At 39.7% G+C, this 14397-nt stretch carries 13 protein-coding genes and 1 pseudogene; 12 read left to right on the plus strand and 2 right to left on the minus strand.

The genetic code is table 11. The features are described from left to right. Window positions 1-407: 407 nt before the first annotated feature. From JNUCC41_RS12395 to JNUCC41_RS12440, 11 genes and pseudogenes are all read left to right on the plus strand, one after another. Entirely contained in the window at window positions 408-1472 is a 1065-nt protein-coding gene (locus JNUCC41_RS12395) for a C45 family autoproteolytic acyltransferase/hydrolase (RefSeq protein ID WP_192207829.1), read from the plus strand. Window positions 1473-1593: 121 nt separating this feature from the next. Next, a complete protein-coding gene (locus JNUCC41_RS12400) occupies window positions 1594-2352 on the plus strand; it encodes an IclR family transcriptional regulator (protein WP_192207830.1) in 759 nt (252 codons plus the stop codon). 268 nt (window positions 2353-2620) lie between these two features. Next, complete coding sequence (locus tag JNUCC41_RS12405; RefSeq protein WP_192207831.1) at window positions 2621-3829, plus strand: CaiB/BaiF CoA transferase family protein; 1209 nt, start codon at window positions 2621-2623, stop codon at window positions 3827-3829. Window position 3830: 1 nt separating this feature from the next. Then, the gene (locus JNUCC41_RS12410) at window positions 3831-4784 is read left to right on the plus strand and encodes a hydroxymethylglutaryl-CoA lyase (protein WP_192207832.1); all 954 of its coding nucleotides are present in this window, start codon (window positions 3831-3833) and stop codon (window positions 4782-4784) included. Between the two features lie 76 nt (window positions 4785-4860). Beyond that, the gene (locus tag JNUCC41_RS12415; protein ID WP_192207833.1) at window positions 4861-6159 is read left to right on the plus strand and encodes a CitMHS family transporter; all 1299 of its coding nucleotides are present in this window, start codon (window positions 4861-4863) and stop codon (window positions 6157-6159) included. Between the two features lie 65 nt (window positions 6160-6224). Further along, complete coding sequence (locus JNUCC41_RS26740; RefSeq protein WP_228467612.1) at window positions 6225-6404, plus strand: RraA family protein; 180 nt, start codon at window positions 6225-6227, stop codon at window positions 6402-6404. A gap of 1 nt (window position 6405) precedes the next feature. Then, window positions 6406-6920 (plus strand): annotated as a pseudogene (locus JNUCC41_RS12420) (RraA family protein). Between the two features lie 239 nt (window positions 6921-7159). After that, window positions 7160-7450: a DUF3817 domain-containing protein gene (locus tag JNUCC41_RS12425; RefSeq protein ID WP_192207834.1), complete on the plus strand. Its 291-nt coding sequence runs from the start codon at window positions 7160-7162 to the stop codon at window positions 7448-7450. 177 nt (window positions 7451-7627) lie between these two features. After that, window positions 7628-8395, plus strand: a complete 768-nt coding sequence (locus tag JNUCC41_RS12430) for an ABC transporter ATP-binding protein (protein ID WP_192207835.1) — start codon at window positions 7628-7630, stop codon at window positions 8393-8395. Then, on the plus strand, window positions 8382-10301 hold the full coding sequence (locus JNUCC41_RS12435) for an ABC transporter permease (protein ID WP_192207836.1): 1920 nt from the start codon (window positions 8382-8384) through the stop codon (window positions 10299-10301). The genes JNUCC41_RS12430 and JNUCC41_RS12435 overlap by 14 nt, the downstream gene beginning before the upstream one ends. A gap of 5 nt (window positions 10302-10306) precedes the next feature. Beyond that, the gene (locus tag JNUCC41_RS12440; protein ID WP_076371055.1) at window positions 10307-10660 is read left to right on the plus strand and encodes a YxeA family protein; all 354 of its coding nucleotides are present in this window, start codon (window positions 10307-10309) and stop codon (window positions 10658-10660) included. Window positions 10661-10717: 57 nt separating this feature from the next. Here the strand turns inward: JNUCC41_RS12440 and JNUCC41_RS12445 are convergent, their stop codons facing one another. Both JNUCC41_RS12445 and JNUCC41_RS12450 read right to left on the minus strand, forming a co-directional pair. Beyond that, window positions 10718-12118 (minus strand): sensor histidine kinase, encoded by a 1401-nt coding sequence (locus tag JNUCC41_RS12445; RefSeq protein WP_192207838.1) that lies wholly within the window; start codon window positions 12116-12118, stop codon window positions 10718-10720. Further along, window positions 12115-12825: a response regulator transcription factor gene (locus JNUCC41_RS12450; protein ID WP_192207839.1), complete on the minus strand. Its 711-nt coding sequence runs from the start codon at window positions 12823-12825 to the stop codon at window positions 12115-12117. Before JNUCC41_RS12450 ends, JNUCC41_RS12445 begins: the two co-directional genes overlap by 4 nt. A gap of 362 nt (window positions 12826-13187) precedes the next feature. Between JNUCC41_RS12450 and JNUCC41_RS12455 the strand changes: the two genes are divergently transcribed. Next, window positions 13188-14363: an MFS transporter gene (locus JNUCC41_RS12455; protein ID WP_192207840.1), complete on the plus strand. Its 1176-nt coding sequence runs from the start codon at window positions 13188-13190 to the stop codon at window positions 14361-14363. Window positions 14364-14397 lie beyond the last annotated feature (34 nt).

Genomic DNA, 14397 nt, shown 5'->3' on the forward strand with positions numbered 1-14397 from the left:
GATTATGAGGGAGGTACGGGGTGGTGAGTTGTTTCAAAAATTTTAAAGCTTATCTCATTTTCAACTTATGATGTAAATAACGAGTTTAAGAGGAGTATACTTGGTCAGAGTATTTTTTCTTTTGCTTAAGACTTTTCAAAGTTTTGCAAATAGAACTTAATAAGCAATACAATAAAAAGCTTGTTGTGGATGGTTAATAGGGAGCTAAGATTAAGTCTGCAACTATCTTAACTAACACCGTAATATCAATTATTTTGAAATTGATATTCCGTAATTGCAATAGCCCTATCTGGTCTTCTTATCTGAACTACTGACATGTGAAAATTAAATGCTTATCTTCTTTATTTTCAACAATACTTCAAGTATCCTTAATTTGAATAGCAACTACTGTAAATGAGGGATAAGCCGTGAAGCAAATATATAGTAATGTCATACAATTTCGGGGTACACATTATGAGTTTGGATACATGCAAGGGGAGGAATTAAAAGATTCACTAACGGTAAAAAATCGTGAAGATCAGTGGAAGATCAGGCAGCCGCGGTTTACGGTTGAGGAAGAAGAGGTCAAGAAAGCAATTACACAATTCGCCCCTGGAGTTTGGGAAGAATTACTGGGGTTGCAGGAAGCGTTGAAATGGCCAATTGACCGCGTACTGCAAGAGTTCGGTGGATACCGATTGGATTATGTTCGGTCGGGCTGCTCCATCATGACTGGCGATGATTATCTCATTCGCAATTATGATTACCACCCAAAGACCTATGAAGGACGCTATGTTTTATTCCAGCCAACCGATCAAGGGTATGCAAGCATCGGCCCGAGTCAGAGAGGGACAGGCCGGATGGATGGAATGAATGAAAAAGGTTTGGTGATAGGCTATAATTTCATGAATCGCAAGAACCCTGGTGATGGTTTCATTTGCTGCATGATTGGCAGATTGATTGTTGAATCTTGTGCAAACGTACAGGAAGCGGTCGCGATGTTGAAGGAAATCCCGCATCGTCATTCCTTCACTTACGTCGTCTATGATAAAAGCGGAAGTACCTATATCGTTGAAACCTCTCCGAGAAATGTAGAGGTGCGCACGTCAAATGCCTGTACAAATCACTTTGAAATCATGAAAAATGAGAACCGTAACCATCTTATCGATTCGAGGCGCCGATTGGAGATCATCCAAGATCATGAAGGGAGACTTTCATCTGCCTACGATGCTTACAGATTGTTTAATGATACCAATCAAGGTGTATTCTCGGATTTATATAGCAGCTGGGCGGGAACGATTCATACTTCCGCTTATTTACCTAACGAAATGAAAGCTTGGATTGCCTTGGGGGGGAACCAGGAGCCGACTTCAATAGATTTTGCGAAATGGCTCGAAGGGGAAAATGTTGAGCTAGAACGAATCAGAGGTGTGGTTGATACGGATATTCCCTTCGTGCATATGGATGAGGGAGCGAATTGGTTTCGGGATTGAGCGTATTATGGAAAGCCCTCGTTGGGTAAATGATGCTGGAATTAACATACATAATATAAGTGAAGTACATTTAAATGGCCAAGAATCAGTTGGTGAATAATTGTAAAAGAGGGGACATTTAATGGATGAAAATGAAAGTTTAAAAGGGTCAAGAACAGTTCAACGGTCAATTAATATAATGAACTGCTTTACTTTGGAAGAGCCAGAATTATCCTTAACGGAAATCTCGAATAAGATAGATTTGGCGAAATCAACAACTTCCAGACTATTGGATACACTAGTACAAAATGGTCTTCTGCAAAAAAAATTCTCCAATTCAAAATATCAGTTTGGCTATAAAATGTATCAGTTTGGTCGTATTGCAGAAAATACCATTTCATTTGAAATAACGGAACTTGCAAAACCATTCATGAAGAAGCTAAGAAATGAAATTGGAGAATCAGTAAGTTTATATATGCTTGAAAATAAAGAACGAAGGTGTATTGCACGATACGGAAGTAATCAATCAATCCGTCATGTAGTAAGTATCGGAGAGGCACTTCCATTGGAGAAAGGTTCAGGTGGGAAGGCATTATTGGCTTTTCAGTCTCCGGCGTTTGTTGAATCAATTCTAAAAAACTTAGATTCCGAAGCATTACGAATCAGTCTATCAGGCGAATTGCCAATTATTCAAAAGGAATCTATTGCTATGAGTTTAGACGAAAGAGGAGCCGGAGTTAATTCAGTTGCATCACCTATTTTTGGAAAGGATCAAGAAGTGAATTTTTGTCTGTGCGTATCTGGGCCAAGTACAAGATTTACGCAAGCTATAATCGATTCAATTAAAAATGAAGTGAAGATGAATGCTTTAAAGATTTCGGAATGTTTTAATGACCAATAAGAATAGCCACATTGTGGACAAGTTGTATTGACAGCGCCTTTTTACTGGGCGCTGTTTTTTATTTTAGTAATCAAAAGACAGAATTTTTTAATTTTTTTCGTGACAGATAAAAGTGGCTTTGTTATAATTCATTCATAAAGTTCCGTTTAGTGAAATTGATTGTTCCGCTAGATGGAACTTGATAAAAAGAGATTTATGTAAAAGTTCTTATTCACATTTTGTTTAACAAAATTAGCAGACTCATAACTTCGAGGAGGAAGTATTAATTATGGATAATCCAACAAATGGACCTCTGACTGGAATTCGTGTTATCGATGCATCGACTGTGATTGCTGCTCCGTTTGCAGCTACCTTATTAGCGGACTTGGGAGCCGAAGTGTTAAAAGTGGAACTTCCGGATAAAGGGGATCCTTTAAGGGGGCTTGGACCGTGGAAGGGTTCTGAACCATTGAGGTGGCCAGGTCTTGCACGTAATAAGCAGTCTATAACTTTGGACATTCGCACTATTGAGGGGAGGGAGTTATTTAAAAAATTAATTGGCACTGCAGATGTACTGATAGAAAATTTCAGGCCTGGAACAATGGAGAAATGGGGACTGGGCTATGAAGAGCTGAAAGAAGTGAATCCCCGTCTCATTATGACTAGGCAATCGGGTTACGGGCAAACGGGACCATATGCAGAAAAGGCAGGGTTTGGGACGCCTAGTACCGCCTTTTCGGGATATACCCATTTACAGGGATTTCAGGACCGCCACCCAGTAAGTCCTTCATTTTCATTACTTGATTATATATCTGGCATTTATATTGCCTTTGGAACTGTAAGCGCTCTCCTTCATCGCGAAACTTCTAAAGCTGAAAAAGGTCAAATCGTTGAGATGGGACTATATGAAGGAATGTTCAGGATGATGGATTTCTTAATTGCTGAGCATGATCAGCTCGGTAAAGTACGTGAGAGAGCACCTATGCTTCATGGTCATTCAAGTCCTTCAGGTACTTACCAAACAAAAGACGGACATTGGGTTGTTATGGTATGCAGTACACAAAAAACATGGGAACGTCTGGCTCAAGCTATGGGACGGTCGGATTTGATAGAAAACCCTGATTATATAACGAATAAAAAACGAATGAATAACGATAGCTTCCTTCAAGAACTTGTTATGACCTTTATGAAATCATTAAATAAACAAGAGCTTTTGAGTAAAATGGATGAGTTTGGTGTTCCCATTTCACCAATATTAAGCATCAAGGACATCTTTGAAGATCCTCATTATCAAGCAAGGGAAAATATTTTGGAAGTTGATCATCCTCGATTAGGAACAATTAAAGTCCCCGGCATTGTACCTAAGTTTTCAGAAACACCGGGGCGTATCCGCCATCGTGCACCGGAGCTGGGAGAGCATAACAAACAAGTGTTCAGTGAAGAACTTGGTTTATCTGAAGAGGAATTAACGAATCTAAAAGCCAAAGGGGTCATCTAACATGAAAAATGAACAAATGATCGTACCTGATGAAGTGAATATATGGGAAGTTCTCCCGCGAGATGGTTTTCAAATGGAAGACAAATGGATACCGACAGAAGAAAAGATTCGCATTATCCGTGGTCTGGCAAATACAGGAATCAAACATATTGAAGTTACATCTTTTGTGCATCCTCGAGCAATACCTCAATTAAAAGATGCTGAAGAGGTGGTAAAGCGGGTTCAAGACTTAGATGGAGTGAAGTTCCGAGCGCTGGTTCCCAACTTGCGCGGAGCGGAACGAGCCATTAATGCAGGAATGAAAAAAATAAAGATATTATTATCTGCCACGGATTCACATAGCCTATCCAATTCCAACTGTATGGTTAAAGAAGCACAAATGGATCACCTGCCGATTGTAGAACTGGCTGGAAAATATGGTGTAGAAGTAGGAGGTTCAATTGCGGTAGCATTTGGCTGTCCATATGAAGGTAAGGTACCTCTGGAAAAGATAGTATCCATTCTTGAAGGATACAAAGATATGGGGGTTAACGAAGTTTCTTTGGCAGATACGGCTGGAATGGGAAACCCAAAGCAAGTATCCGAAATGTTAAGTATCATTAGAGAATTATTCCCTAGTTTCAAGATCACTTTACATTTACACAATACAAGAGGAATGGCATTTGCCAATGCAGTGGCAGCCTTGCAGCAAGGGGTCACTGATTTTGATAGTTCCACCACTGGATTGGGAGGATGCCCTTATGCCCCTAACGCTGCAGGAAATATTCCCACAGAAGATATCGTACATGGCTTTCATGAAATGGGAATCCGGACAGCCATTAATCTTGACTCATTACTCGAGGTCGCCAGCAATATCAAAAGTACAATGGGGCACGATGGTGGAAGCTTTATTCTTAAGGCAGGGCCGAACGACAGGCTGCATTCTAAACCAAAGGGTCAAAAAAAGCTTGGTTGATTACTAAAGGGGATTCAAGTGAATCCCTTTAAAGTAATTATGAATGAAAACGGATACAAAACAAGGGGGGGTATATATGTTATCCATATTAGGGTTCATGATGATTGTTGTTTTTATGTATTTAATTATGAGTAAGCGATTGAGTGCACTTAATGCCCTGATTATCATTCCGGTCATTTTTGCTCTGATAGGCGGATTCACTGATTTAGGACCTATGATGATGAGTGGGATTGAAACAATTGCACCAACCGCGATAATGGTGATATTCGCCATTTTATATTTTGGAATATTAATAGATGCAGGCATGTTTGATCCTTTGGTAACAAGAATGGTGAAGATATCAAAAGGGGATCCATTAAAGATTTCCGTTACTACTGCAGTATTATCTTTATTGGTAGGATTGGACGGGGATGGAACGATCACGTATCTTATTGTCGTTACAGCATTATTGCCATTATACGAGAAGTTAGGGATGAATAAGTTAATACTTGCTTGTCTCCCAGCAATGTCAATGGGAATCATGAATGTACTTCCTTGGGGGGGACCAACTGCAAGGGTAATGTCCATCTTTGGATACGACGCTATGGAACTCCTGGGACCAATTATCCCATCTATCATCGCTGGGGCATTATATGTCATTGGGCTAGGCGTGTTTTTTGGTGTTAGGGAACGCAAAAGGTTAGGTGTATTTGGTCATTATACAGAAACAGAAGGTGAAATAGCCGTATCAATGGAGGACATTACGGACCAATCATTAAAAAGACCCAAATTGTATTGGTTCAACATCATTCTTACACTATTATTGGTTTTTGCCCTAGTTAAAGCAATTTTACCATTACCTGCTCTATTTATGATCGCATTTGTCATAGTCATAGTTGTAAACTATCCGAATTTAAAAGAGCAACAGAGAAGAGTTGAAGCGCATGCAGGAAACATTCTAACTGTCACTTCCTTGATCTTTGCTGCGGGTATTTTCGCAGGAATATTGGAGGGAACTGAAATGGTGGATGCCATGGCCTCAACTTTAGTGCATATTATACCAGACTTCCTAGGTCCACAATTGCCTGTAATTGTAGGATTGACCAGTATGCCATTTACGTTTGTGATGGCAAATGACCCTTATTATTTCGGTATTATTCCAATCATTGCTGAGACTGCTTCGGGATTCGGTATTGATAAACTGGAGATTGCACAGGCCTCTTTATTAGGGCAGCCATTACATTTATTAAGTCCATTGGTCGGGTCTGTATATGTATTGATTGGGCTTGTCGGCATAGAGTTTAGGGAGCATATTAGGTTTTCACTTAAATACGCTGTCGGATCAGCGTTGGTCATGATTATTACAGCTATCCTTTTCGGCACATTATCAATTTAGTTATTATTGTTTGCGGAATTGAAAGCAACGATCCATGAATAAATAGCAAAATGAGGTGTTAGCAATTGAATAGATTAACTTCAAAGCCTCCGTTATTACCCAAGTCCATCATTGAAAGAGCTAAAAAGTTAAATACGACCCTTATAGCAGACGCTTTGTATGAATCTAATGCTCGTGTAATGGATTATAAGATAAAGCCTGTGTCATCCGGAATGAAAGTGATGGCAACAGCAAATGACGGTTGATATGATTGCGGGGGATAATTTTCTCCTGCATCAGGCCATATATGCTGGAAGTGAAGGCTATGTGTTAATTGCGGATGGGAAAGGTCACGAAGGAAATGCCTACCTTGGAGAGTTAATGGCTGGGGTGCGCACGCAGTAGGACAAGATGGGATTATCATTGACTGTTTTGTTCGTGACAAAGAGGCACTTTGTGAATTGGGGTTTCCGATTTTTGCAAAGGAATTCACTCCAAACGGGCCGTGTAAAGATCGACCGGGAGAACTTAATGCGACGATCACATGTGGCGGTGTAACTGTTCATCCTGGTGATTTAGTCATAGGAGATGAGGATGGTGTAGTTATTGTTTCACCGGTTGAAATTGAAGAGGTATTTTCCAGGGCGGAGAAAAAATTAGCTTATGAACAAAAGCGTCTCGAAGAAATAGCGGAATATGGAAGTAACCGTAAACAAGGTGTTACAGAAGGAAATATTGAACCTTGCTGGTTGAAAAGTGAAATAGGGAATTTCAACAAGTGACGTAAGATGCTATGGTACTAAAATCAACTACTTGGTAGTCAGTAATTGGCTATAGAAATAATTAGGCCCAATACTTGGATTGGGCTTCTTTTGTTGTTCTATTTTTAGGAAAAGCTGGTACTATTTATTAGGGGATCTGCCAGTAATATAATATGATAGAGGAACATATTTTGGATGGGGGACAAGAAGCTGGAAGTCTGTTTGTGCCATACTTGTACAATGAATAAGGGGATGTGCGAATGTTTTCTACAGCTATTGGATGGTTTCGGTTTATTACAATAATTGAGGGAATCTCATATGTTCTATTGCTTGCCATTGGCATGCCCATTAAGTACATATTGGATATTGGGGAAGCAACACTCATTTTAGGCAGCATCCATGGTTTCTTATTTGTCGTGTTTGGGCTTTTATTACTTTATGTGAGCGTCATATCAAAATGGTCCTTTTTAAAAATGGCGATGATTTTCATCGTTTCATTCATCCCATTTGGGAATTTTGTAATCGACCGCCGGCTATTGAAGCAAAGTTAAATGATAAAGATCCATGCCCTAATACTTTACCTTTTGAAAAATCAAAAAAAAACGTCTTTCCATTTAAATGGAAGGCGTTTTTTTTTGGATTTAAGCTTGCTGTAAGGTTGGGACAAAGATGCTGTAAGAATGAGCATGTAAAGTATAAGTATCAACAATACTGAAGAGGTGAAACAAATGGAACCATTATTAAAAGTGGAAAATATAAAAAAAACATATGGTAAATCAAGCGCTGCCTACACAGCGTTGGAAAATATATCTTTTGACATTCATGAAGGGGAGTTTGTAGGGATCATGGGACCTTCTGGAGCGGGGAAATCGACGTTGCTCAATATGCTGGCAACCATTGATTCGCCGACTGAAGGGAAAATATTCATGAATGATACGAGCATTCACGATATGAAAGGGGCGGACTTAACGGATTTCAGACGTGATAATCTTGGTTTCATCTTCCAGGATTACAATTTGCTCGACTCATTGACTGTGAAGGAAAATATATTATTACCACTGGCTATTGCGAAAGTCCCAGCGAAAGAAATTACTAAATTGGTGAATCGTATTGCTAAAGTATTTGGGATTGAAGCTTTATTAGCTAAATATCCTTACCAAATCTCCGGTGGGCAAAAGCAAAGAACAGCTGCTGCAAGAGCGCTTGTGACAGAGCCTGCATTGATCCTGGCTGATGAGCCAACAGGTGCACTTGATTCAAAATCAGCAACAGGCCTTCTGGAAAGTTTAAGTGAACTAAATGAAAAAAATAATTCGACCATCATGTTGGTGACACATGATGCATATGCCGCAAGCTTCTGCCGGCGGATCATTTTCATCAAGGATGGAACGCTTTCTACAGAAATTTATCGCCGTGGCCAATCACGTAAAGCTTTCTTCCAAGAAATTATGGATGTCCTTGCAACAATTGGAGGTGAGGTAGATGACGTTATTTAGTCTGGCGAGGAAAAATATTGCCCGGAACCTCTCCCAATATTTTATATATATCGCATCCATGGTATTTAGCATTATCATCTACTTCACATTTGTAACATTAAAATATAGCGATACAGTTGCAGAACAAACGGCTTCATCACAGAAATTAGATTCATTGATGAGTGGTGCGGCAGTCATCCTGATTTTCTTCGTTGCCATTTTTATTGCCTATTCCAATTCATTCTTTATGAAAAGGCGTAAAAAAGAAGTGGCATTATATGCATTGCTTGGCGTACGTAATCGTCAGATTGGTTTTATGCTCTTCTTTGAGAACCTATTGCTAGGTTTGGTTTCATTGGTTGTGGGGATTTTACTTGGATTTCTTTGTTCAAAAGGGTTCATGACGATTTTGATCTATTTAATGGGCTATGATGTCATGGCACCATTTACATTTTCGGGATCTGCAGCTTTGAACACCTCTATCGTATTTCTTATGATTTTCTTGGTGACATCATTCCAGGGCTATCGTTTGATCTATCAATTTAAACTAATTGATCTCTTCCATGCATCGAAAAAGGGGGAAGCTGCACCGAAGCCATCGATGATTGTAGCCTTTCTGGGAATTTTCCTGATTGTCATGGGCTATTGGTTGGCGATGCAAGATATTTTTACTTCTAAAGTATGGGAAAAGGTCGGCTTTTTAATGACGGCACTCATTATTTTGACAACGGTTATTGCCGGTACGTTTTTATTGTTTCATAGCGTGACGGGCTTTGTTTTGGCCATGATCAAGAAAAATGAAAAATGGCTATGGAAAGGCCTGCATCTGATGACGATTTCGCAACTACTATATCGCATACGGGGGAATGCACGTACATTGACCGTAATTGCGGTGTTAAGTGCTACAACGGTAACGGCTGGCGGTGCGGTTTATGGTCTTTATTATAACGCGAATGACCAAGTTATGACCGTTGATCCGAATACCTTCATGTATCAGCAAACGGATGCAAAAAGCGATCATCAAGTCAGCGATGTATTGCCAAATACAAAGTATGATGAAAATGTCGAAGCACTATCTGTCACATTTAATACGAAAGAATTGAATAATGGATCGGCATTCGATAGCTCGGATAAAAGGATTTACACGATAATCGATGAAAGAACATATAACAAATTAGCAGAAGTGCAAGGCAAGGAAGCACTGCATGTGAGTAATGAAAAAGCAGTCATTTTAGATATTGGATATGACAAAAGATTCTCACCTGAATACAAGGACAAGACCATCAGGACAGAAAACAACACGGCAATCACATTCCAAAGCTTTAAAACACAAACCGTTTTAAATGCCGGAACAGCAGGCATTGCAGTGGTCGTATCGAATGAGCAATTTAAATTATTGCAAAAAGAAGGGGAAGCGCTAAAATATCGTGTCATCGGTGTTGATCAAGCTTCCACGGATTTATCGGAAAAAATTGCAACAAAAGTGCCTGAAGAAGCGCTATTTTCCAGTGCCCCTCAAGATTTCCAAACAAGCATCGAAAGTGTCGGCTCATTGCTCTTTATCGGAAGTTTTCTTGGTCTGGTTTTTTTAGCAGCAACAGGCAGTATCATTTACTTTAAAGTTCTAACGGAAGCAGAGGAAGATAAAACACAATACAATATGCTTCATAAATTGGGCGTTAACGCAAAAGAAATGCGGAAATCCATTGCCTCACAAGTGCTTGTAATCTTTTTCGTTCCACTGGCAGTGGGGTTATTACACAGTGCGGTTGCTTTAAAAGCCTTCTCGGGCTTATTGATGATGAATCTAGCAAAACCTGTGATGATCTGGATGGTCGCTTATACGGTTATTTACGGAATGTATTATATCTTAACGGCAGCTTCCTACAATCGTATTATCATACAAAATAATAAAACAGAAGGATGATCGAAGTGAAGAAATTTCTTATGGTAGTTGGCATTTTGTTTATACTTGGAGCAGCAGGAGTCATCGCGCTTACTAAAATCGACTTCAACCGCATGAATGCGGACAATTATTATTTGCAAATTACAGAGGATGGGGTACAACATGAAACCAAACTGGATGATGGTTCGGTGATGACGTACTATTCTTATAAACTTGACGCCAAAAATGCAGATGGTGAAACGATTCCGCTTGAATTCACGGCACAAAAAAATCTTCGGAAAGATGCTTACTTAAAGATGTACGTGAAAAATGGTGATGAAGTTTCGTCATATGATGAAGTGAAATTCGAAGACATTCCAAAAAAGGCACAAACAAAATAATAGGAATGAAGGGCTGTCTTGAAGTTGAGGACAGCCCTTTCTCTGCAAGAAAAATACTTATAAAAGTATCGTGATCGTGGTTCCTTTATTTTCAATGCTAGTCAAATCTATTTTACCTTTATGAGCCAGGATGATGTCCCTTGCAATGGCCATTCCTAAACCGGTCCCATGTGTGCTTGCAGTATTCGTACCTCGATAGTAGCGTTCAAAAACCTGTTCTAAATCTTTGGCGGGAATACCGCGGCCATTATCGGCAATGGTAATTTGGGTATGCAGTTCTGATTGTGGACCAATATCATCAATTTGTATTTTAACAACGACATTTTCCAGGTTATGTACGAGTGCGTTATAGATAAGGTTAAAAATCGCCCGTTTCAGTAATTTTTTATCCACTTTATGTGTTGCTTTGTCCACATTTGCCACGAACTCAACCTGTTGATCACCAAATTGTGAATCATTTAAAAGCTCGATCGTCATTTCTTTTATGAACCCAACGATATCAACATCTTCAAATTGCAAAGGAAGTCGTTGGTTGCGCAAACGCATCGTTAAATTCAGATCATCCAATAAATCTTTCATATAAACGGACTGTCTATTAATAATGGATGTAAACTCATACAATTCCTGTGGAGTTAATGCAGTGGCGTTATCTTTCATCAATTCTGTATAACCATGGATGGAAGCAAGTGGTGTCTTCATGTCATGAGAAATATTGCTAATCCATTCCTCACGCATTTGGTCTAGTTGATCACGTTCTTTCTCATACTGATCCAACTTCACCGATAGTTCATTCATATTACGAAATACATCTTCATAAACGCCTTTTGGTATGTTCATTTTTTTAAAGCGCCGCTCCCGAAGCTGCTGAATTCCTTCTATTAATATGTTCAGCGGACTCGTTAATTTTTTTCCAAATAAGAATCCAATGACTAATGCAATGATGATATCCACGATTAAAAATATTACAAGTAAGATGTTAAAGTTCTTAAAAACTTTTTCATAATCATAGGTTATTACATAGCGGCCAATTTTCTGTTCCTTAACTCCTACAAAATAGCTGAAATTATGGGCTTCGCCGACAAAAACAGTCGTCTCTGCATCAATTTCCTTATACTTATACATTTGGACGATTTCAACGGGAGAATATACGGTTTGCAATTTTTGAGGTGTATAAAAGGCTGCAACTTGCTCACCCTCATCATTCAAAAATTGTATCCAGGCGTTATTGCTCCGCAGTTTTTCCAGCCCTTCTTCATTTACGATCGGTTTGTTATCTATTAGTTCCACATATTGTGAAAATGTTCTGCTAAAGTTTTCAGCAGAAACTTCTTCTGCTTCGAAATTATGCATGGCTCGATAAATGAGAAGGGATAAAAGTAAAATTGTATTTACAATCCCTACGATTACAACAATTGTCACAACGGATCCTAAAAAGCGCCGTGTCAATTTCCACTTCATTTTGTTTCACCCTTGGTTTGTAATTTATAACCAAGCCCTTTAACGGTTATTAAAAAAGAAGGATTTGAAGGGTCAGTCTCGATTTTTTCGCGTAAACGACGAATATGTACCATTACTGTATTATCAGAGCCAAAGAAATCATCGCCCCACACATGTTCAAATAAGGTTTCCTTGCTTAAAATCTGATTTGGATGATGCATAAAACAGCTCATTAGTCCGATTTCTTTAGCTGTGAGCTCAAGCGTTTTGCCATCCTTTTTCACTTCATTTTCATTTGCACTAAGCTCAAATGGCCCAACTTGCCGTTTTTTCGGAACGGCCTTTTCCTCTGAAAAGCCCGCACGTCTCAGCTGCGCCTTTACTCGATATGCCACTTCTTTCGGACTGAATGGTTTGGTAATATAATCATCCCCGCCAATCGCCAACCCTAGAAGCTTATCAATTTCCTCATCCTTTGCCGACAAAAATAAAATGGGTACATTCGACACTTCACGAATTTGCTTGCATAAATCATAGCCTTCACCATCAGGCAGCATAATATCAAGCAAAACCAGTGATGGATCGAACTCCTGAAACTTTGCCCACCCATCCGCAATCGTCCCCGCCGTAACAATATTCGGGATACCTTCTTTATGTAAAACTGTCTCCATGAGACGTGCCAAATCTTCTTCATCGTCAATAATTAAAATCCACTGATCATTCGACATTCTGCTACCTCCCAAACATCAATCATACCCTACAGTATAGAGTACCCCTAAAGGGGAGGAAAGATATTTAACGAACTCATTCATTATTTTCACGAAACAAAGCGGAAAAAACGTAAGTGCCATTACCTGAAAAATCACTGTGAATTTCAGGATTCTGATGCCTGTCTTTATTTAGTTAAGGCAGTTTCGGAAAGAAGAGCGTACTTCATACTGATTTGGTAAAGGTTGTATGATAAACTGTTTAAAGTATTGTTAGGAAGATTATGCTAAGTAATATGATTAAGGAATTCGTTGCTGTTCTTTTGACCCAAACCTTTAATTAAGTATGCAGCGAATGTGGAAGAATAAAAGGAGAAAAAATAATGGAAACAAAAAAGGTGTTACCCGTTCTTTTTTTAGTGATGTTTTTAGTCATGGTCGGATTTGGGATCATCATTCCCGTCATTCCGTTCCTTGCCGAAAAGGTTGGTGGCAGTCCTACTGAGCTTGGTCTTTTAATGGCTGTTTATTCATTAATGCAATTATTCTTTGCCCCGATGTGGGGACGTATATCTGACCGGATAGGACGGAAGCCTGTCATGATTATCGGGATTGCTGGATTGGCCCTTTCGTTTTTCATCATGGCCTCGGCAGATTCCTTATGGGTATTATTTGTAGCCAGGATCATTGGCGGGATTTTGTCATCGGCAAACATGCCAACCGCCATGGCGTATGTGGCTGATATTACGACGCCGGAAGATCGGGGAAAAGGGATGGGAATAATCGGGGCCGCTACAGGGCTTGGATTCATCTTCGGACCTGCGATTGGCGGGGTATTCTCCAAATCAAGTTTGAACTTACCGTTTTACATTGCAGGAATATCCTCTTTGATTACTTTATTCTTAGTGATTGCGATACTAAAGGAATCACATACGGTTGAAAAGAGAGCCCAACAGTCAATAAATAAAGAGTCCATGTGGAAAGCTTTTAAAGGGCCACTTAAAACCATGTTCTTTCTGCAAATGATCGTCACCCTTTCAATGGCAGGACTCGAAACGACTTTTGCCTATTTTGCAGCCAAAAAGGCTGATATAAGTCTTGTACAATTAGGCTATATCTTTATGATCATGGGGTTTGGCAGTGCGATCGTTCAAGGTGGATTGGTGGGTAGGATGACAAAGAAATATGGAGAAGGCGCGGTTATCCGAATGGGAATCATTCTGTCGGCAGTTGGTTTCATTCTCATCCTGTTCTCTTCCGGTTTTTGGACATCGGCGATCTTCCTGACTATCTTCGGATTGGGTAATGGGTTCATCCGGCCGGCAATTTCGGCACTGCTGACCAAAAGTTCCATGACCGGCCATGGCAGTGTCACTGGCCTGCTATCTTCCTTCGACTCGTTCGGCAGGATTGCGGGTCCCCCGATCGGCGGTTGGTTATTTTCGATTTCGATTGAATTACCTTTTATATCCGGCGCCATCCTTTCCGTTTTTGCTTTGATTCTTTTTCAGTTATACCATGCACGGAAACAGACTGAGCAGGTCCAAGTATCTCATTAGTTTAATGATATGCAAAACCCCCATTTCCAAAAAT

The sequence above is a fragment of the Brevibacillus sp. JNUCC-41 genome, assembly GCF_014844095.1.
Lineage (GTDB): Bacteria > Bacillota > Bacilli > Bacillales > DSM-1321 > Peribacillus > Peribacillus aracenensis.